Source organism: Paenibacillus sp. N119s (assembly GCF_059447605.1).
In genome coordinates, this window is record NZ_JCAJRU010000064.1 from 1 (window position 1) to 21,631 (window position 21,631).

Consider the following 21,631-nt stretch of genomic DNA (forward strand, 5'->3'; position numbering starts at 1 on the left):
AGACGACCAGCCATAATGAGGCACTAAATCTGGGGCAGGTCATCTCGGATTATACTGTCAAGCTAACCAAGCAAAGTCGTGCATTTTTCTGGCTGGACAGTCAGGAGGAGGATGCACCGGCAAGCAGCCAGACAGGCTGGACAGTAGAGGAAGAGGAGCAGCTATTTGAGGAACTGGGGAATTACCGGGAGGAGTTCAGGGAAGAACGCGAGCCATTCTTTCGACATCTGCCGGAATGGGGCGACTTCCTTATGATCACTGTACCGATGACGACCCGCTTTGTAGCGACGATTGGCCTTAAGCTGGGACCGGATCAAAGTTTGACGGGGAGACGCTGGCTCGTACAGCAACTGATATTCCTAGCTGAGCTGAGTGCTGTGTTTTTGGAGCGGTATGAACTGGAGCGTATCGAGAATCAGTTGATTGTGACGAATGAGCAGAACCGGATCGCCAATGAAATGCATGACAATGTCTCACAAAGTCTTTTTGGTATTGTGTACGCAACGCATTCTCTCCGGCAGACTTGGTGCCATCAGCCTAAGGAGCAGGTGGAGGAACAAATTGATTTAATCCAGCAATCTGCAAACCAAGCGGTTAGAGAGCTGAAAGGGGCAATTCATAGTCTAAGCTCGAAAAAAAGCGGAGGCTCAACTTGGTTGGGGTCAGTGAAAAGTCATCTGCATACACTCTCCAAGCTGAACCATGTACAAATTGATTTTGACATCCATGGTGATCATTATTCACTTCCGTATTTGTACCAAAAGGCTTTGTTCCGCATCATTTCCGAAGCGGCGGGGAACGCAATCCGTCATGGATTGGCCAAGCGAATTGATGTGAAGTTAAAATTGACGCCCCAAGTGATTAGACTGTCTATTCATGACGACGGAGTAGGATTTGAGACGGCGAGAATGGTAGCAGGAGGTGAGGCGGTCAGTGCAGGCGGGGGCCTGGGCATGATGAATATGGAATATTTAGCTCAATCGATGGGAGGCGAATTTGATATTTCAAGTCGAATCGGAGAGGGAACACAGATTCGATTGTCCATTCCGGTAAATGCTTATGAATGAGGATTTTGCAAATCCTTGAATACAATATGTGAACATTCTGCAATACAAAATCTGCGGTAACAATCGGATACATAGGGATTATGCAAATCCTGAACTGTAGACAGGAGGCCGAATCATGAAAATTGTCATTGTCGATGATCATCCTTTAGTACGGAAAGGACTCGCTGCGGTTATATCCATGCAGCCCAATGTTCAGTTCGCGGGAGAGGCCCAGAATCAACAGGAAGCGCTTGTAGTGATCGAGGAAACGAATCCAGATTTAGTGCTGCTGGATTTGAAATTAGCTGATGAATCAGGCCTGGATATTATCAAGATAGCGCGCGGACGCGGGTTCAAAAGCAAATTTATTTTGCTGACCTCTTCTGCAACACGTGAAGACTTTCTGAAAGCAGAGGAAGCCTCTGTGGACGGTTATGTACTTAAGGAGGCTTTGCCTGAGGAATTAATTTACGCGATTCATCTTGTCAACAAAGGACGCAAATATTATGATCCGGCTATTCTCGAAAATAAACTGCGTGAAGATGCAGGCAATCTCACGGACGATCTGACACCCAAGGAAAGGGAAGTGCTGGTTGAGCTGGGGCAAGGGGCTTGCAATCGTGAAATAGCATCTCGGCTATTCATCAGTGAGTTCACCGTCAAAAAGCATGTTAGTCAGATCTTGGCCAAGCTGCGTTTGGCGGATCGTACGCAGGCAGCATTATATGCGAATGCGATTGGTCTGGCGAAATACGAGCCAACCAATATAATGATGCGCTAATCCCATATGCAACGCTATAATTTCATATTCGAGTGGTATGGGAAAAGTAGAAAAAGCCATAAAATCACCAAAACTGGTGGTTTTATGGCTTTTTCGCTTTCATTTTTCCACAATCGACAAAGTATGGTACAAAAGTATACCATGCCGTATCCAAAAGTATACATCCCCCTTCCCCTGTAGTGAGGGAGAAAGTGCCGTTCGGTTCCATGTCGTCCATACAACGGATTGTTACAATTAGATCATACTTAAAATAAGAAGAGAAATTGTATGGGAGGGAGGATTTTTGTGGAGAAAACCATTTTGGATTATTTAGTCCTGATCAAAAAAAGATTGTGGCTGATTGCGATTTTTGTCATTCTTTCATGTGTAACGACTTACATTGTGAGTGACAATGTCGTAAAGCCAGTCTACTCCGCTTCAAGCCAACTGCTGGTTAATCATATTTCCGCCAAGCAGGGGAGTAACAATCTGAATGACGTCAACACAAGTCTTAATTTGGTGGAAAGCTACAAGCAAATTCTCACTTCACCTAAAATTATGGACGCTGTGGTAGCGACTCATCCTGAGTTCCATTTGACGTCGCAAAAGTTGGCAGAGAAACTGCAGATTAAATCCTCGGATAAAAGTCAGGTGATCGGCTTGACGTTTGAGGCAGGTAGTTATTCTCAGGCCGCAGCGGTTGTAAATGCAGTAACCCAGAAATTCGTGCAGACGGTTCCGGGGTTGATGGAGTTAAATAATGTGAAAATTTTAAATGAGGCGGACCCTCAGGCCAATCCTGACCCGATTAATGGGAATCCGCTCATGAATATTGCGATTAGTTTTCTCGTATCGCTCATGATTGCGCTGGGCACGATTGTGTTCCTGGAAAGCATTAACGGCACGCTGCGCACGGAAAAAGAAGCGGATGCAGACATCGGCATTCCGGTAATTGCATCGATCCCTGTCATTCGCAAGAAGGACATCGATGGAGTGGCCGGAAATTCCAAAGAACGGGTAGGGGAGCGTAAATATGCTGCGATTGAATGACATGTTGATTACAGAAAGTAATCCATCATCGTATATCTCGGAATCATTTCGATCCCTCCGTACATACATCCGGCAACAGGTGATTGGACAAAAGGACCGTGGGACGGTTCTTTTGCTAACCTCGCCGGAAAGCGGAGCGGGGAAAACAACACTGATTGCCAACATCGGAGTTTCCTTTGCTCAAGAAGGAAAAAAGGTAGCTCTGGTGGATTGCAATCTGCATAAGCCAGCGCTGCACGAGATATTCGGAATGGAGAATACCGGAGGTCTATCGGCTTATTTGCGCGGTGGGGCTTCTTCCAAATCTATCGTTAGGCATGGTGGCCTGGAGCTATCGGTTATTCCTGGTGGGGACAGTCTGTATAACGCAGCAGATCTGCTTGGTAGCGAACGCATGGCAGAGCTGTTGGAAGAGCTCAAACGTGAATATGACATCATCTTGCTCGATTCGGCGCCAGCGCTGAATTATACGGATGCCCGCCTGGTTGCAGGCTTGACGGATGGTGTGATTCTCGTGGCCAAGCATGGCCGGACCAAGCGGGAAGATCTACGCAAAACAAAGCAACTCATGGAGCAGGCCAGTGCGACGCTGGTTGGAATTGTGATGAATCAGGTGAAGTAAGCAACACCAAAATTCGATGAAGCAAGGAGAATGAGTGCGATGATGAAAAAAGTGAAGAAGGCCATTATTCCAGCAGCAGGATTGGGAACGCGCTTCCTCCCTGCCACCAAGGCAATGCCTAAGGAAATGCTTCCAATTATCAATAAGCCTACGATTCAATATATCGTGGAAGAAGCGATTGCCTCTGGTATTGAGGACATTATTATCGTTACGGGTAAAGGGAAACGTGCCATTGAGGACCACTTTGACAACGCATTTGAGCTGGAATCCAAATTGCTTGAGGACGGTAAGCTGAAGCTTCTGGAGGAAGTACAGCGTTCTTCGGGAGTGGAAATCCATTACATTCGCCAGAAAGAACCAAAGGGCCTTGGACATGCGGTATGGTGCGCAAGACGCTTTATCGGGGACGAGCCATTTGGTGTGCTGCTGGGTGACGATATCGTAACAGGCCAGACACCTTGCCTGCGCCAGCTGATGGATCAATATGAAGAAACACAAAATTCTGTTATCGGCGTACAGCGGGTACCCCAGGAATTTACGAACCGGTACGGCATCATTGAACCGGATCAGCAGGACGGACGATTGTACCGAGTGAATAATTTTATTGAAAAACCGGCTCCAGGCACAGCCCCATCCGATTTGGCTATTATGGGTCGTTATGTGTTCTCGCCGAAAATTTTCAAATATCTTGATCTTCAGGAAAAAGGAGCTGGCGGCGAAATTCAGTTGACGGACGCGATCCAAAAGCTGAATCAGAGTGAACGTGTATACGCCTATGACTTTGAAGGCACACGTTATGACGTAGGTGAACGTCTTGGATATATTTTAACCACTCTTGAGTTTGCGCTTGCCAGTGATGATTTGAAGTATCCGGTTATGGAGGCTATGAATGAATGGCTAAAAAAGACCGAGAAAGCAACCACAGTGGGTTGAGAGGAGGTACGTCAGCATGAGCATGGAAAATTTACCGGAGGATGGCGAGGCTGTCATGTCAGGTAAAGCGTTTTACATGCCATACGGAAATACACAAATTCAGGATAAAACGTCCTACCTGGTCACAAAACGCCTCCTTGATATGTTGCTGTCTTTCGTGGGCTTAATCGTTTTGCTTCCGCTTTTTGCAGTGGTGGGCATTTTGATTAAGCTTGAAGACCCAAAGGGAAGCGTATTTTTCAAGCAGATTCGGGTGGGCAAGAATGAGAAGTTATTCAATATGTATAAATTCCGTTCAATGGTGTCCAATGCCGAGGAACTGAAAAAGGACTTGATGGAGCTGAATGAAGTGAGCGGCGCCATGTTCAAAATTAAGAACGATCCTCGGATCACAAAAGTTGGCAGTTTTCTGCGCAAGACGAGTATTGATGAGATTCCGCAGCTGTGGAACGTGTTGGTTGGAGACATGACTTTAGTGGGTCCGCGGCCGCCGTTGCCCAGCGAGGTTGAGCAATACTCCGATTATGACAAGCAGCGCCTGATTGTAACACCAGGATGTACGGGTTACTGGCAGGTGAGCGCACGTAACAGTGTAGGCTTCGAAGAAATGGTGCAAATGGATTTGAAGTATATTCATGTTCGCAATACGTGGCTCGATCTAAAAATCATCATGAAAACAGGCGTTAAAATGCTGTTCTCCAAGGATGCATACTGATGGATGCATTTAAGCGAAGTCCCGCAGTGTCCGTCGTTATTTGCACCTATAACCGGGCGGACCTGCTGGAGAAAACGTTAATGTCTCTGCTGAAGCTGGAAGACCTTGCACTGGCTGAGATCATTGTGGTCGATAACCGATCCACCGATCATACAGCAGCAACGATCAAAAGATTTACCGTTGCACATGGCCAAGACATTCATCTTCGGTATCATTATGAGCGCGAACAAGGACTGTCTGCCGCTCGTAATGCAGGCATTACGTTATCAAAAGCAGACGTCATTGCTTTTCTGGATGATGATGCAATTCCGTGTGTTACATGGCTGCAAACGATTATGTCGGCCTTTGGGAACAATCCCGAGCTGACGGCTATGGGTGGGAAAATTGATCCTAAGTTTGAGACGGAACGGCCGAGCTGGTTGACGGGTCCGCTTGAATTGCCTTACACGATTATTGATCTGGGGCAATCTGTCCGTGAATATCCGGCGGGGCTGAATCCATTTGGAGCGAATATGGCTATGCGCAAAACGGCTTTCGCCGCCGTCATGTTCCCGCTCCACTTGGGCAGAAAGGGAGATATCCTACTATCTGGCGAAGAATCGTGGGTGTTCGAGCAAATCCGTAAAAACGGTGGAACAATTATGTATCATCCGCACATGGCTGTAGAACATTTTGTTCCAGCTTCACGCTTAACAAGAGAATGGATTATGAACCGCTACTATTGTCAAGGCATGTCCAACGCTGCTCAGGCCGCAGGTCTGCGCGGGAACGCGATGCTGATGGCAAAAGTGGCAGCCAAAGCATTATACATCACGGTGGATTCCCTGCTGGCACGTACTGAGGGCAGGAAGCTGTTGAACCGGTGCAGGCTTGAAAATATCCGCGGAACGCTGGATACCCTGCGCAACCGGAAAAGCGAGTCAGCTGCGGGGTGAAAAATTGAACATGAGTAACTATCCTTGGACTTCTAGAATAAACACTATACAGCATGTTTTTATTTTTCTATTGGGCGCTCTTGCTGTAGGAATTGCAGCTACCTATCAACCTGTGGTCAGTATTGCTGCGGTATGCTTACTACTTTTGTTGGCTGTGTCTATCCATCATCCTGAGCGCATCAGCTATGCGGTGTTGCTAAGCACAGCGGTCTCGGTCGATTCTCTGTACCAGGGTGGCGTGTTTGGCATTGAGATCTTGTCATTGTACAAATTGGGCATTTTGGCTCTGTTAGTGCCATGCATGCTCGTATATGGCATTCGTCTCAAGTTCAGCTATCCGGTCTGGGCATTGGTGATCATGCTGGGGATTACATTTGGATTTTCGGCATGGCTGCCTTTGTTAACGACCTCGATTGCCGTCAAGGCGTTCGTGGGACTATCCCTTCCCTTCTTTTTTTTACTGATCCAGTGGAAAAAAGATGTGGCGGAAAAGCATATTCGACTGATTAGCCTGTTGCCGATTATTAGTGTGGTCATAGGATTAGGTTTGCAGGTTTTAGGGTTGCATTCCTTTACAGATGTGGAATTTACGGGCGCAGTCAGAGTACAAGGAGCGAATATACCGCCGCATTTGGCAATGCTCTCCTTTCTCGGAATTGCTGTCTCTCTGATTGAGGTCAAGCGCAAACCTAAGCAAGCTACCTTTTATTACACAGTATTGGCACTGAACTTTCTAATTTTAATCGCCACCGGTACACGTGGGCCGATTCTGGCGTTGTTATTAATGCTTGCTGTGTACCTGTTTGATATTGCCCGTCAGTACCTCAAGGGAAAAGTCAATTATTTGCTACCGCTGGCCGGATCGTTTTTGGTTGCTCTGGGGGCGGTGGCCCTGCAATGGAACAATTTAAAAAAACGCTCCTTCGAACGGGAGACCGATACAGGCATTGACCTGTCGGGACGCTCGGAGGCATGGGAATATTTTTTGAACAGAGTACATGATTACCCTTGGTCAGGAAGAGGTCTTGGCGCGGTAACGGTTGCGAACGACGGGACGTTATTCAATGGCTTTGTTGTACCGCATAACGAATATATACGCTTTTATTTTGATACCGGATATATCGGTTGCGGGCTATTAATGCTTTCATTGCTGATCGTGTTCGCTCTTATTTACCGGTCACTTGCCAAGTCTATCAAACCTTATTTTGCAAGTTTAATTGCAGGTTTTCTGATCTACTCGTTTTCAGATAATACGTTGTCGACGGTTCAGATGATTATTCCGTTTTGCTGGTATTTGAACGCATTATACCAGACATCTACTCAAACCGATTTTCGCAAAGAGAAGTGATACGATGAGCAGAGTGAACATGTTCGATGTCAACTTTGATAATTATGATTTTAATGATCTACTCGAATTTATAGATACTTCTATTGAGCATCAGCGTCATTCCTACATTTTGACCTGTAATGTCGACCATGTGATCAAGCTTCGCAAGGATGATGAATTCCGCAAGGTATATTCGGATGCCGGAGCCGTAGTGGCCGATGGAATGCCTATCATTTGGGCGTCTAAGTTACTGAAAAAGCCCCTCAAACAAAAGGTGTCAGGGTCCGATTTGTTCACCCGGCTTGGAGAGGCTTTTGAAGATCGAGGCTACCGTTTGTTTTTTCTGGGTGCAGCTGATGGTATTCCTGAAAAGGCAATGCGCAATCTCCAGGAATCCTATCCGAACATGAATGTGGTGGGCTGCTATTCTCCCTCTTATGGTTTTGAGAAAAACGAAGAGGAGAACAGATACATTATCCAGTTGCTTCAAGAGGCTCGCCCAGACATCGTTTTTGTAGGTGTAGGAGCACCGAAGCAGGAAAAATGGATTTACAGATATTACGAGACTTACCGCGCTCCGATTTCGATTGGGGTAGGAGCGACCTTTGATTTCCTGTCAGGAAATGTAAAGAGAGCACCGGAGCTGATGCAGAAGACAGGATTTGAATGGTTTTGGAGATTGTCTCAGGAGCCTAAACGTTTGTGGAAAAGATATCTGATTGAGGATTCCCAGTTCCTCGTTCTGCTGTTTAAAGAGATGTTCAAGCGGAAACGGGTGAAGGGAGGCCAGGGGTGAGAAACATAAGTCGGTTGGCAGATCAGCAGCTTTCCATCTGGCTAGGAAATCGGCGCGGAATTGGCATGATCGGCATGGGGGTGCTGGCTTGTATGCTGCCACTCGCCATCGGATTTGCCAGCGCCAAGATGAATCCCACCATGAGCCAACAGGGGGCCATATTGCTGGCGCTCGTTTTTCCGGCCTTCCTGCTGGCGATCTTGCAATCACGGCTTCTGATTCCTTACACATTGGTGGTGTGGGCAGTAGGCCCGGAAATCCGCCGAATTGCAGATTGGATGGAGGGAACGTATCACTCGGTGTCCCTGCTGAGCGTGGCGCCACTGCTGGTAAGCAGCATGTTGATTATTCCTGTGTTGCGGGGTATTCATCTGGCGGAAAAGCCATTAACCCGAATTGCTGTATTTTTCGGCATAGAATTAGCCTACGGAAGTATGGTCGGGTTATTCAAAAATGGCATCGTTTTTGCATATGATTTGGCTAATTATGTGGTTCCTTTGCTTCTATTGCCTTATCTAGCGATTAAGCCTATGAAAGCAAGAGAGCTGGATCGATTGCTGTATTCATATGCCAACATTGCTGTCTTTGTCGCGATATACGGCATAATTCAGTACTTGATGGTACCGCCTTGGGATGCATTTTGGATGAATCACGTGGAGATGAATTCCATTGGTGTGCCAGAACCGCTTCAAATCAGAGTATTTTCTTCCCTGAACTCTCCTGGTCCATGCGCTATTTTCCTGGCAATGGCCCTTGTACCGATGCTGATGGAAAAACGGTGGCGAGGCACTTTGGGATGGGTTGGAGTCCTGCTGACAGTCGTGTGTCTCTTGGTCACGCTGGTACGTTCTGCCTGGCTGATTGCATTCGTCATGTTGCTGGCTTACATCCTCAGTTCATCCTCCAAAGGAAAGTGGAAGACCCTGTTTCAATTGGCTGTCGTCGGCCTTCTTCTCTACTTTATAGTTCCAAAACTTCCGGGGGCAGAAGGTTTGGTGGCTCGCATGCAGACGTTGACAGATATTCAAGAGGATCATTCGTACAATGAACGTCTGGATTTACTGCATACGATGCTTCCGGCGATTACTAGCAATCCAGTCGGGCAGGGGATCGGGAGTGTAGGAATTGGAACCAAGCTTGATAACGGCGGCGATCTCGGTGAACTTGGGATTATGGATAATGGATATATAGCCATTTTCCTCACCTTCGGTATTTGCGGAGCATTCTTTTTCTTCGGTGGTCTGTTCGTTATCATCAAGCGCCTTCTCGTCCGTATTGCCGAACGGAATTCCAGTCAGCCTTATATCAGACTGGCGTTGGCTACATGGGCCGGAGCTGTAGCCAGTCTCATATCGGATAATGGTTTCCCCGGTATGCGCGGCTATTTGATCTGGATGATGATCGGAATAGGACTATGGGCAAAAGACGTCATCGCGGAAAGAAGGTAAAGGCTGTGCAAAACTTACAAGCATTATCCGCACCTGTCCGGACACTATGGTCCACGGTGATTCGGTTTGCCAAAAGCAAAGATAACAGCTCTGCAGCAGTAAAAACGATGATATTCAGTATGCTGATTCTCGTCGTGAATATGCTGACTGGTGTGCTGACGGCACGATTCTTGGGTCCGACTGGACGCGGGGAACAGACAGCGATGGTGAACTGGTCCCAATTTCTTGCCTTCTGCATGAGCTTCGGTGTTCCGTCTGCGTTGATTTACAATGCCAAAAGGAAGCCTGAAGAAACAGGCAAGCTGTATGGTCTGGCTTTGCTGCTGGCCACGGTGTTTGGGGGAGTAGCGACACTCATCGGAGTATTTCTAATTCCTTATTGGCTGCGCTCTTTCTCTTCATCGGTCATACTGTTCGCGCAATGCTCTATGATGATGTGTCCGCTCATAGCGATTTCACAGGTCAATAATGCATTGCTTCAAGTTCGCTCGGAATATAAACAATACAATTTATTCCGGTATCTGGTACCCCTAAGTACGCTGCTGGGTCTGGCGATTCTGATCCTGACAGGAACGATGAATCCGTACACCTCAGCATTGGCCTATTTATTACCAGGCTTGCCGATCTATATCGGCGTTACGATACGAATGATTCGGCTGTACAAACCGAAGGTAAAGAACAGCTGGATGCAATTTAAAAATCTCTTTACCTACGGTATGGGTTCATACGGAAATGATCTGATGGGGCAAGTTTCCACTTATATTGACCAGATTTTGATTGCGGGTCTATTGAGACCTGCTGATCTGGGGCTATATGCGGTAGCGGTCAGCCTGGCCCGGATGGTGAATGTATTTTCAACCTCAATCATTGTCGTGCTGTTTCCCAAAGCCTCCGGTCTGGATAAGGAAGAAGCGGTAGCCATCACCTTTCGGGCATTTCGAATAACTTCAACGGCAACCATTCTGGCTGCGCTGATGTTAATGCTGATTGCTCCGTTCGTATTTACCTTGTTATATGGTCAAGAGTTTAAACAAGCGCTTACGGTATTCCGGTTTCTGGTGCTTGAGGTTGCTATCAGTGGAGGTACCATGGTGTTGGCACAACAATTTATGGCGTTGGGCAAGCCAAAGCTGGTTACCATTCTACAGGGTGTCGGATTGGCACTCGTCATTCCATTGCTGTCCATACTCGTGCCGAGATATGGATTGACGGGTGCAGGGATAGCAATGTTGTCTTCGGGGATTTTACGGTTCGTTTTCATTTTATGTAATGTTAAATTCGTTCTGAAAATGAAAATTCCAAGACTGCTTATTTCCAAACAAGATTTTCAATGGCTCCGATCAACGATGTCACATTACATCCGGAAAAAGCCAGTTAACGGTTAGATAAAGAAGGAGGCACCCGCTAATGAACCACATGTCTAGCGTTCCCGCGGACAACCGGATATCCGTAGTTATTATCGCTCAGGATGATGGCATTCGAATCACAGCAGCCATTAAATCCTGCCAGCCCTTTGCGGACGATATCGTCGTCATTGACGGAGGGAGCAAGGACAATACGATTCAGGTAGCTGAATCATTGGGCTGTCGGGTGTTTTCCAACCCATGGCCCGGTTATGCCAAACAACGCATGTTTGGTGTTGATAAAGCGGAATTTGATTGGATTTTTCTGATTGATACAGACGAAGTAGTGGATGCAGAGTTGCTTGGTGAATTGTTGAAAGTAAAGGAAACGCTCCACGATCCAGCCAAAGCCTATTCCGTATTTCGCATTGGCGATTTTCTCGGCAAATGGATGAACAAGGGTGAGTACTTGGTTCGTTTGTACAATCGGCAAATTTATGGCATTACCAATAGCCTTGTTCATGAAATGCCGGATGTAGCCTCTTCCCAGATCGTCAATCTGGAGGGCGTATTATGGCACTATGGCTTCCGCAGCATCAGTGATCATATGACTCGTTTTAACAAATATACGGATCTGGAAGCAGAGACGGCATTTAACAAAGGGAGATCCTTTCGGATTACCAGACTATTGTGGAGGCCTCCGGCCCGTTTTGTACAGAAGTATTTTGTTCAAGGCTTATATCGCAAGGGGTTGGCGGGTTTTTCCGTAGCCGTTTTCTGGGTCATGTATGAGTTTCTCGTCTGCTTCAAGCATTATGAGCTAACCAAGCGGAGAAAAAAGATAGAAATTGTGGATGACGGACATACCGAGCAGAAAGGAGAAACCAGCTATGTCGTACAATAACGGATTTCGTATTGCCGCCACGGGGCTCAGCTGGCCGTCCTTGCAGGCGGGCGGTCTCAACACATATTTCAAGTCCATCTGTGAGCAGCTTACGCTAGAAGGCAATACGCTGGATGCTCTCATCTGTAGTGATGAGCAGCCGCAGGCGCAAGACCGTATTCGGATTCATTCGATTGGCAGCAAGCAGCAGTCCATCTGGAAGCGCAGAGATCTGATGCAAAAATATGCAGCAGAGCTGTTCGACAAGCAGCCGATCGATGTGCTGTATTCTCACTTTGCTCCCTATGGTGTCGGACCGGCACTGGAGGCGAAAAAAAGAGGAATCCCCGTCGTTACCACTTTCCATGGACCCTGGACGGAGGAATTAAAGATTGAAGGACAGGGAATTAAGCATTTTCTAAAAACGACGTTGGCCAAATCCATTGAAATGAAAGCTTATGGTTTGGCAGATAAATTTATAGTGCTAAGCGAGACTTTTCGCGATATTTTACATGAGCACTATAAAGTTCCACTTAGCAAAATCCATGTGATTCCCGGTGCGGCAAATGTAGAAAGATTCCATCCGGCAGAGGATCGGGCAGCCGTACGAAAGCAGCTGAATTTGCCACAAGATGCGACGATTGTGCTAACCGTTCGTCGTCTTGTAAATCGCATGGGACTGTTACAACTGCTCGAAGCATGGAGACGAGTAACCGAGCGACATCCTGATCATCTGCTGCTGATTGGTGGGAGAGGTCCCTTGATGGAGGAATTGGCTTCCAAGGTGGCGGAATACAATCTTCATAACCATGTAAGGCTGCTTGGTTATGTGTCAGATGAGGAGCTGCCCTTGTACCATCAAGCCTCGAATTTGTTCGTTGTGCCAACACAGGCGCTAGAGGGTTTCGGTCTGATCACCGTCGAGGCGATGGCTTCGGGACTGCCCGTGCTGGCTACTCCTGTAGGCGGCAACAAGGAAATTTTAAGAGGATTCCGTCCTGAGCTACTATTCCAGGGGACGGACAGTGAAGCCATTGCTGAAGGGCTTCTGCGTGTCCTGGATCATCGTGAACTTCTACCGAATGCACGGGAATGCCGGGACCATGTCTTGAGCAGATACACATGGGGACATGTAGCGGAGCAGGTGGAAGAAGTGTTCCGACAGGTCCTTGACAGAAAGGCGGCTGCAAAATGATGAGAGTGGCTTATATTGACCATACGGCAAGATGGAGCGGCGGCGAAGTCGCTTTGTATAACATCCTGACGAATATCGGAGAACATATCGACCCGCTCGTTATTTTGGCGGAGGAGGGCGATTTGGCGGATCGACTTCGCCAGCGTGATATTGATGTGCGTATTGTTCCCTTAGATGATTCGATTCGCAATCGGGGACGGAATGCCGTTAATCTGGGTGCGCCTGCAGCAGCCTTTCGCTTGCTGGCTTACGGCAGAAAACTCGCGCCATTGCTGCGTGAGGAGAAAGTCGTGTGTGTCCACACGAACTCACTCAAGTCTGCACTATATGGTGCAGTAGCGGCCAAATCAGCGAAGCTGCCGTTGATCTGGCATATCCGTGACCATATCGGTCCGCCGTATCTGAAGCCGATTGTGGCCAAAGGGATTCGGCTGATGTCCCGCTTTTTGCCCAACGGAGTGATCGCCAATTCCAAATCCACGCTGAGTGCGTTGGAATTACCTCCGGACAAAAAGACGCTCGTCGTCTACTCCGCTTTTGCCAAAGCAATTACAGCTCGTGATTCGGCTGCGCATGTACGTGGCGATGACTCGTTTAACGTTGTATTGGTCGGCAGATTGGCGGAATGGAAAGGACAACATATTTTACTGGAAGCGGCCCGCTCTTTTTTACCAGATCAGCGTGTGAAATTCTGGCTGGCTGGAGATGCGTTGTTCGGAGAAGAGGAATACAAACAACGATTGGAATCCACGATGCGCGAATACGGATTGACAAACGTCAATCTGATGGGACACGTCGATGACATTCAGGGTCTGATGCAGCGCTGTGATTTGCTCATTCATACCTCCATTACACCGGAACCATTCGGTCAGGTCATTATTGAGGGCATGGCTGCAGGCTTGCCCGTGATCGCTTCAAATGAAGGTGGTCCCAAGGAAACGGTAGTACCCAATGAAACCGGGCTGCTCATTGAACCAGGAGACCCAGCCAAGCTGGAAGCAGCCATCCGCTGGATGCTGGAGCATCCACAAGAACGCCAGCAGATGGGTGAGAAAGGGATGGAACGGGTCAAGAAGCATTTTGTCATCGAGAACACGGTTAAGGATATAGTTCATTACTATAAGGGTTTGTTGGCAGGAGTCTGACCGACATTCGCGTTAAAGGATGATTCAGATGAAAATAGCGATAGCACATGATTACTTAATCCAAATGGGCGGAGCGGAAAGGGTAGTGGAGGTATTCCATGATATGTATCCGGAGGCTCCCATCTTCACAACAGTGTTCAGCGATGAGCGTCTGTCGCGTAACTTGAAGGATGCGGATATTAGAGCCACTTGGCTACAAAACATCCCAGGAGTGAAGGCCAACTTCAAAGGAGTGCTGCCGCTGTATCCCATCGCTATCCGTGATTTTGATTTTAGGGATTTCGACATTGTTTTAAGCTCCAGCAGCGCATTTATGAAAAGCATCCAGGTACCCAAGCATACGTTTCACATTTGTTATTGTCACACACCGATGCGATTTGCCTGGGATTACGATACATATATGGCCCGGCAGTCCAAATCCAACCTGCTCAAAAATATGCTAAAGCTGTACATGAACAGGCTGAAAACTTGGGATGCCAAAACTTCTCGCAACGTAGACCAGTTTGTCGCCAATTCTTCCGTCGTCAAGCGGAGAATTTTGCACTACTACCAACGGGAGGCAGATGTTATTTTCCCTCCTATCAATACATCCCGTTTTAAACGTGCTACAAGCATCGGTGACTATTATTTGATCGTATCCCGTTTGGTATCCTACAAGCGCATTGATCTCGCGATTGAGGCATTCAAACGTAACGGTCTCAAGCTGCGCATCGTTGGCGAGGGACCGGATCGTAAACGACTCGAAGCCATGGCTGCCCCGAACATTGAGTTCCTCGGCAGACTTGAGGACGAAGAGGTTAACAAGTTGATGGCGGAATGTCGTGCGCTCGTTTTTCCGGGCGAAGAGGACTTCGGTATTACCCCTCTGGAGGCGAATGCGGCCGGACGGCCCGTTATCGCTTTTCAGGGCGGGGGAGCACTGGATACGATTGTTCCTCATGTGAACGGCGTATTTTTCCGCAAGCATCAGGTAGACGATGTGCTGGAGGCCGTCGCAAAGGTTGAGCAACATGCATGGAATGTGGACGATATCATTAACCATGCTCGCAAATTTGATGAAGATAACTTCAAGGATCAATTGAAAAAGTATGTAGAACAAGCCTATGTGAACTTTCTAAAAGGAGGATGAACGGAATGAAGCTGGCTGTAATCGGTACTGGATACGTTGGGCTCGTCTCGGGTGTATGTTTTGCGCAAAAAGGTAATGAGGTGATTTGTGTCGATCTGGAGCAGTACAAAATCGACATGTTGAATCGTGCGGAATCTCCGATTTATGAACCGGGTATTGAAGAATTGATCGCGTTGAATCTGGAAGCTGGTCGTTTGGAGTTTACCTCGGATTTGGCCGATGCGGTACGTCGATCGGATGTTGTCATTTTAGCGGTAGGTACACCTTCACTGGCTAACGGCGAGGCGAATTTGTCTTACATTGAACAGGCGGCCGCTGATGTCGGGAAAGCCATGAACGGGTACAAGATTATTATGACCAAGAGCACCGTACCTGTCGGAACAAACGAAAAGATTAAGGATGTAGTCGCTCGTCATACGAGCTTGTCATTTGATATTGTATCCGCGCCGGAGTTCCTGAGAGAAGGTTCAGCCATCAATGATACGCTTTATCCAGATCGCATCATTATTGGTTTGGACAATACAGGTTTGCGTGAAACAATGGTCACTCTGCATCAAGTTTTCACAGATAAAATCTATGTGACGGATATCCGCAGTGCTGAAATGATCAAATATGCCTCCAATGCGTTTCTGGCAACTAAAATATCGTTTATTAACGAGATTGCTAATATTTGCGAAAAGGTTGGCGCAGATGTTACCTGCGTAGCTGAAGGTATGGGTATGGACAAACGGATTGGTTCCTCTTTCCTGCAAGCAGGGATCGGATATGGGGGCTCTTGCTTCCCGAAAGATACGAATGCGCTCATCCAAATTGCGGGTAATGTAGACTATGAGTTCAAGTTGTTAAAATCGGTGGTCGAAGTGAATACCGACCAACGCTTTATGATTGTATCCAAGCTGCGTGAATCGCTGGGTCAGCTAAACGGCGTATCCATTGGCATTTGGGGCCTCGCCTTCAAGCCTAATACAGATGATATCCGCGAAGCTCCAGCACTGGAAATCGTAGAAACGCTCATTCAGGCAGGAGCCATTGTCAAGCTGTATGATCCGATTGCGATGGATAAATTCAAGGAGCGCGTGGATCATCCGAATATTGTATGGTGCTCCTCCCCGCAGCAAGCCGCCGAAAAAAGCGATGCTGTGTGCCTGCTAACGGATTGGGAAGAGTTCAAAAAAGTTGACCTCGTGCAACTGGGCTCCATTCTACACAAGCCAGTTCTGATTGACGGTCGTAACGTATTTACCGAGGAACAGATTCAAGGCTCTGGGCTGGAATACTATTCCGTAGGTCGTCCGCGGATGAGTGGGTGGAACAGAGATAAGGTGGAAGTTTAAAAAGTGACCGAAGTGACGATTAAAAAGTGACTGTGACAGTGTGGGAGACGCTATGCGTTCCATTTGATCTTCCGATCGCTGTTGCAGTGGGATTCTCTGGATTATATAGAACATTCTAATGTAAGAATCCCCCTGCAAAGGCGAACGCTAGCGCTTCTCCAGATTCAAATGGACCGCTCCGCTGCTTTCCGCACAGAGTCACGGTTTTTAACCTCCCATCTTATGGGATGGGGTAGGAAGGGTGGATCAGAAGGAGTGGCATAGTTGAGCCGCTCCTTCTGATCAAGGACGCCATGCGGCAATGCCGCACGCCCCCCTGTGGAGCAAGCTTACCATGCGGATACGCTATGCTGCTCCTTGTAGAGCAAGACGCCATTGCAGTTGCCGCAGGCAATCTTGGCAAGACGTTACGAAACCTCGATTACTAAAAAGCTTGCAAGCACAGCGGGCAAGCACCGAAAGCGTGAGACTTTTACAGGCTGACCGGACTTAATAATGTCCGGTCGTGCCTTTTGCACCACAAGGTATGATCGATATGATGCATTTTTGAGTAGCGCAGGAATGGATTTGAATCTGGAGAAGCGGAGCGGTCGCCTTTGACTTGGGATTCTTACATATAAATGTCTTACACAATCCGAAGAATCCCACGGCAACAGCGATTATAAGATCAAATCCAGACCGTAGCGGGTCACTCAACCTAGCCCCATTCGATCACCCACACATAATAGAGAGGAAGTGGAGAGATATGAAGCTCGTACTTTTGTCTGGTGGTTCCGGTAAAAGATTATGGCCGTTATCCAACGATTCCCGTTCCAAACAATTTTTGAAGGTCCTGGAGAGCCCGGAAGGGATTTCGGAATCTATGGTGCAGCGGGTATGGAGACAATTGGGAGACAACGGATTATCCGAATCCTCGTTTATTGCGACAGGAAGAGCGCAGGTCGAAATGATCCAGAGTCAGGTCGGACCGAATACGCGCATTATTGTTGAGCCGGAACGCAGAGATACCTTTCCTGCGATTGCACTGACAGCGACTTATCTATATTCCATTGCAGGTGTTTCGCCTGATGAAATTATAGCTATATTGCCTGTCGATCCTTATGTAGAGGATGCTTTCTTTGCTTCCGTAGCCCAACTGGAACATACACTTCAGGAGAGTGAAGGAAAGCTTGCACTAATCGGGGTTGTCCCTTCCTATCCTTCAGAGAAATACGGTTATATTATTCCGAAAAACGATGCCATTCAAGGTAGCACAGGCTACCGCGAAGTGAGCCATTTTCAAGAGAAACCCGACCGGGAGCAGGCGGAACGTCTAATGGAACGCAATGCTTTATGGAACTGCGGGGTTTTTGCATTCAAATTAAGCTATTTGCTGGATATTCTGGCAGCCAAGGGCTTGCCACTGAATTATGAAGAAATGCAAAAGCAATATGCATCTCTGGAAAAAATCAGCTTTGACTACGAGGTAGTCGAGAAGGAAAAAGATATCGTCGTTCTTCCATACAATGGTTTTTGGAAGGATCTAGGGACCTGGAATACACTCACAGAAGAGATGTCTCATCAGCAAGTGGGTAGAGGGGTAGTAACGGAGGATTGTGTCAATACAAGTCTTATTAATGAGTTGGACATTCCGGTGGCGATCATTGGAACAAATGATCTGATTGTAGCTGCTAGCCCAGACGGTATTCTTGTGACCAATAAGGCAGAAAGTCCACGCATCAAGGAAGTGCTCAAGGCTCATGATCAGCGTCCAATGTATGAAGAACGTCGTTGGGGGCAGTATCGGGTTGTAGACTATGTAAAGTATGACGAGGGTAATGAGGTTCTGACCAAACGAATCCGTGTACACAAAGGTAAAAATATCAGCTACCAGCTTCACTTCAAACGGAGCGAAATCTGGACTATTATTAGCGGCGAAGCGGAAATTATTTTGAATGAGAAGCTGCACAAGGTAAAGGCTGGTGATGTAGTCCGCATCCCTGAAGGGACGAAGCATAGCATTTTGGCTGTGACCGATGTAGATTTGATTGAAGTGCAGACTGGCTCTGAGTTGGTTGAAGAGGATATTGTACGCTTTTGTATGGATTGGAATGAAATTTCTCGTCATCAATTTATCTCATAATTATTTTCGTAAAAACGTAAAAAAAGAAAGTTAGATGAAAATTTATGACCTAAACTGTCGAAATTGGGCGAAAACCTGTAAATTCATGAACATGACCTATTAAATTTTGGTAAAAAAAAGTCGATACTTAGGTTAAGAAGGAATCCAAACTCCTTCCAACGATAAACGCAGCCCTGTCGAAAGGCAGATACGCAAAGCTAAAGGGCCTTCCCGTAAGGATGGCAGCCTGGCTACCGAAAGGAAGAGCGAAAGTGAGATTCAATTTTATTCCTCTGTATCGACTGATACGTCATGTACTCCCCGTTGTTATGCTTTTTTCTTTGTTTCCCGTCGGTTTTGGTGGTTTTCTGTCTGTGGTAAATGCCGCTTCATTACAACCTGTTAATTCGGACGCTTCTACTCAGGCCCGTGAACTATACAATTATTTACTCAGCATCTCTGGAAAAAAAACAGTCACTGGTCAGCACGATTATTTGGAGAGCCCAGATGAACTTAGCAACAAAGTCCAAAAAATCAGCCAGGCGTATGTGGGTCTGCACGGTTTTGAGATGGGAGCCATCTCTGGTCAATCTGACACTATAGAAGCAGCACAACGTAAAAATGTCGTCGATAGCGCTATTCATTGGAGCAGATCTGGTGGCATTGTGGCGATGACTTTTCATGAAGCGCTGCCGGGTAGGCCGCTGACTTGGGCCAATGTGCAGGCGAAAGTAAGTCAGGCGGAGTTCAATAAATACGTAACGCCAGGCACTGCGCAGTATAACCTCCTTATAGCCGATCTGGATAAGGTCGCTGTATCGTTAAAGAAGCTTCGTGATGCAGGGGTTCCGGTATTGTGGAGACCTTACCACGAAATGAATGGCGACTGGTTCTGGTGGGGAAACAAGAACAATTTCAATCAGCTATGGAACATCATGTACGACCGTTTTGTAAACACGCATCAATTGAACAACCTGCTGTGGGTGTGGAGTCCCAATGCTCCTAATTCCTACACTGTCCCGTATACTCCGAAATATCCGGGGGATGACAAATTGGATATTTTGGCAGTAGACATTTACAACAATGATTTTAAGCAAAGTCATTATGAAGGACTGCTCGGACTGGCACGGAATAAACCGATTGCCATTGGGGAACATGGTGAGATGCCTAGCTCTGAGGTGTTGCAGGCTCAGCCGAAATGGGTATATTCCATGACGTGGGGCAACATGTTGACCGAGAATAACACAACCAATCAAATACAGGATTATATGAAAGATCCGAGGAGTCTGACACGGGATGATGTGAAAAACGGGCTGGCAGCAATGCAACTACCTGGAACAGACATACCGACCTTACCGGATGAGGGACAAAGTGAGCCTATTCCGGCTCCCCCAGTAGTGGTCGTACCCCCAGCTCCGACTCCTCCTTCCGTTCCTGATGTGGTATATGTGAACGGGCTGCGGGGCGAATATTTCAACAATATGAATTTGAGCGGCAGTCCTGTTTTGATCCGTACAGACAGCAAGCTGGATTACAACTGGCGCGCTGTTGCCGCTGATCCTAAGGTAAATGCCGACCAGTTCTCGGTTCGCTGGACTGGTAAAGTCAAACCACAATACAGTGAAACCTATACGTTTACAACGATATCCGATGATGGTATCCGCGTATGGGTAGACGGCAAATTGGTGATTGACAGTTGGTTCAAACAAAGCTGGACAGAGCGTAAAGGCAGCATTGCTTTGGAAGCAGGTAAAATGGTAAATCTAAAAGTGGAATACTATGATGAAAAAGGCGATGCGATGGCTCGTCTGATGTGGGAAAGTCAGCATGAAGCGAAAGCGGTGGTTCCCGGAAACGCTTTGTTTCTTCCTTGATAGATACTCTTTCCCGGTCAAAAATTTTGAGGAGAGAGGGTGTATCATATGATGAAAAAATGGATGACCCATAGGTATGCGGTCGTATTATCCGGACTACTGGGTATCGCAGCTCTAGCCATGATCGTTTGGTTTATATATCCGCCTTCAAAAAGTGCAGAATTGCAGACAGATAAGGTAGCGGCGGCCAGTCCAGTATGGAAGCTGGGTCAGAGGGATGACTCTTCAGCGGAATTTAAAGGAGTGGTCGGTAGGGATAATATCGATATTTCTGCAGCAGCAGCTTCTACCGAATCATCCGCTAAAGCAACATTTTCGGCGATGTCGACAGCAGAGAGTACAACAGTTCCGGTATTGCTCAGCAGTGGAGATGTTCCTCCCGGATTGAATGCATCCACGAATCCAGAACTGACACTCCAGTATAAGCTGAATCAGATTCCTCCCAATGGTATGATATTCCGCGTCCGGATTTTGGATGCGGGCAAAGCTGTACCGCAGATGGCTGTTTTTTCAAATCATCAGCTGTCCGGAATTATTCAGATTGCCGGGGTATCCGGCACCGGAAGTACCTATAATTTCAAAAATAACTACGAGCTGTATATCCCCAAAGAACAATTGCAAAGCGGTGTTAACGTACTCAAGCTAAAGACAGCGCGCTGCCTATACTGCTCCTCTGCAGAAGATAAAAATGTGTGGTGGACTTGGGATGACTTGAGCTTGGAGACGTTAGCTTCCCCTGCGACTGAACCGGTACATGGTAAATATATACTGACCGGTACGAATGTGAACAATAAAGAATTTTATTATGATCAGGGTGCAGTTAAGCATCTGCCATACGTTCTCAAATGGCTGGGAATTGCCTATAGCGGCAACGTCATGAGGGTCACCTGTGCCAGTAATGTGGGCAAGGCATGCACAGACGTGGATGATTACTATCAAACATTAAAGCAGTATAATATGCAGTCGTCTGCTTTGTATCTATACACAGGTGATAT

18 protein-coding genes, 1 pseudogene and 1 riboswitch are annotated in these 21,631 nt (G+C 47.2%); all 19 genes and pseudogenes read left to right on the forward strand.

Annotated features, from left to right (window positions below):
* The coding region (locus AC5V8P_RS09945) for a sensor histidine kinase (protein WP_495473618.1) at nt 1-1,067 on the forward strand (1,067 nt) is incomplete at its 5' end.
* Nucleotides 1,068-1,182: 115 nt separating this feature from the next.
* Complete coding sequence (locus tag AC5V8P_RS09950; protein ID WP_064795465.1) at nt 1,183-1,827, forward strand: response regulator; 645 nt, start codon at nt 1,183-1,185, stop codon at nt 1,825-1,827.
* Nucleotides 1,828-2,112: 285 nt separating this feature from the next.
* Nucleotides 2,113-2,856, forward strand: coding sequence for a YveK family protein (locus AC5V8P_RS09955; protein ID WP_196771802.1), 744 nt, complete (start codon nt 2,113-2,115; stop codon nt 2,854-2,856).
* Complete coding sequence (locus AC5V8P_RS09960; RefSeq protein ID WP_064795464.1) at nt 2,840-3,478, forward strand: CpsD/CapB family tyrosine-protein kinase; 639 nt, start codon at nt 2,840-2,842, stop codon at nt 3,476-3,478. The genes AC5V8P_RS09955 and AC5V8P_RS09960 overlap by 17 nt, the downstream gene beginning before the upstream one ends.
* Nucleotides 3,479-3,520: 42 nt before the next feature.
* Entirely contained in the window at nt 3,521-4,411 is an 891-nt protein-coding gene (galU, locus tag AC5V8P_RS09965) for a UTP--glucose-1-phosphate uridylyltransferase GalU (RefSeq protein ID WP_187360703.1), read from the forward strand.
* A gap of 16 nt (nt 4,412-4,427) precedes the next feature.
* Nucleotides 4,428-5,126 (forward strand): sugar transferase, encoded by a 699-nt coding sequence (locus AC5V8P_RS09970; protein WP_063207718.1) that lies wholly within the window; start codon nt 4,428-4,430, stop codon nt 5,124-5,126.
* Entirely contained in the window at nt 5,126-6,061 is a 936-nt protein-coding gene (locus AC5V8P_RS09975; protein WP_063207721.1) for a glycosyltransferase, read from the forward strand. Before AC5V8P_RS09970 ends, AC5V8P_RS09975 begins: the two co-directional genes overlap by 1 nt.
* Before the next feature lie 10 nt (nt 6,062-6,071).
* Nucleotides 6,072-7,409, forward strand: coding sequence for an O-antigen ligase family protein (locus AC5V8P_RS09980; RefSeq protein WP_064795463.1), 1,338 nt, complete (start codon nt 6,072-6,074; stop codon nt 7,407-7,409).
* Nucleotides 7,410-7,413: 4 nt separating this feature from the next.
* The gene (locus tag AC5V8P_RS09985) at nt 7,414-8,184 is read left to right on the forward strand and encodes a WecB/TagA/CpsF family glycosyltransferase (RefSeq protein WP_063207728.1); all 771 of its coding nucleotides are present in this window, start codon (nt 7,414-7,416) and stop codon (nt 8,182-8,184) included.
* Between the two features lie 5 nt (nt 8,185-8,189).
* Nucleotides 8,190-9,632 carry an O-antigen ligase family protein gene (locus AC5V8P_RS09990; protein WP_063208251.1) on the forward strand — a complete coding sequence of 481 codons (1,443 nt, stop codon included), beginning with the start codon at nt 8,190-8,192 and terminating at the stop codon, nt 9,630-9,632.
* 5 nt (nt 9,633-9,637) lie between these two features.
* Nucleotides 9,638-11,017 carry a lipopolysaccharide biosynthesis protein gene (locus AC5V8P_RS09995; protein WP_064795462.1) on the forward strand — a complete coding sequence of 460 codons (1,380 nt, stop codon included), beginning with the start codon at nt 9,638-9,640 and terminating at the stop codon, nt 11,015-11,017.
* Between the two features lie 22 nt (nt 11,018-11,039).
* The gene (locus AC5V8P_RS10000; protein ID WP_064795461.1) at nt 11,040-11,879 is read left to right on the forward strand and encodes a glycosyltransferase family 2 protein; all 840 of its coding nucleotides are present in this window, start codon (nt 11,040-11,042) and stop codon (nt 11,877-11,879) included.
* Nucleotides 11,866-13,053, forward strand: coding sequence for a glycosyltransferase family 4 protein (locus AC5V8P_RS10005; protein WP_063207736.1), 1,188 nt, complete (start codon nt 11,866-11,868; stop codon nt 13,051-13,053). Before AC5V8P_RS10000 ends, AC5V8P_RS10005 begins: the two co-directional genes overlap by 14 nt.
* Entirely contained in the window at nt 13,050-14,198 is a 1,149-nt protein-coding gene (locus tag AC5V8P_RS10010) for a glycosyltransferase family 4 protein (protein WP_063207739.1), read from the forward strand. The genes AC5V8P_RS10005 and AC5V8P_RS10010 overlap by 4 nt, the downstream gene beginning before the upstream one ends.
* A gap of 28 nt (nt 14,199-14,226) precedes the next feature.
* Nucleotides 14,227-15,327 (forward strand): glycosyltransferase, encoded by a 1,101-nt coding sequence (locus tag AC5V8P_RS10015; protein WP_064795460.1) that lies wholly within the window; start codon nt 14,227-14,229, stop codon nt 15,325-15,327.
* A 5-nt stretch (nt 15,328-15,332) separates the two neighbouring features.
* Nucleotides 15,333-16,661 carry a UDP-glucose dehydrogenase family protein gene (locus AC5V8P_RS10020; RefSeq protein ID WP_063207744.1) on the forward strand — a complete coding sequence of 443 codons (1,329 nt, stop codon included), beginning with the start codon at nt 15,333-15,335 and terminating at the stop codon, nt 16,659-16,661.
* 745 nt (nt 16,662-17,406) lie between these two features.
* The gene (locus AC5V8P_RS10025) at nt 17,407-18,783 is read left to right on the forward strand and encodes a sugar phosphate nucleotidyltransferase (protein WP_063207747.1); all 1,377 of its coding nucleotides are present in this window, start codon (nt 17,407-17,409) and stop codon (nt 18,781-18,783) included.
* 156 nt (nt 18,784-18,939) lie between these two features.
* Nucleotides 18,940-19,021, forward strand: a riboswitch (cyclic di-GMP riboswitch).
* A gap of 13 nt (nt 19,022-19,034) precedes the next feature.
* Nucleotides 19,035-20,636, forward strand: coding sequence for a glycosyl hydrolase (locus AC5V8P_RS10030; protein WP_064795459.1), 1,602 nt, complete (start codon nt 19,035-19,037; stop codon nt 20,634-20,636).
* 48 nt (nt 20,637-20,684) lie between these two features.
* Nucleotides 20,685-21,631 (forward strand): annotated as a pseudogene (locus AC5V8P_RS10035) (hypothetical protein); the annotation flags it as partial.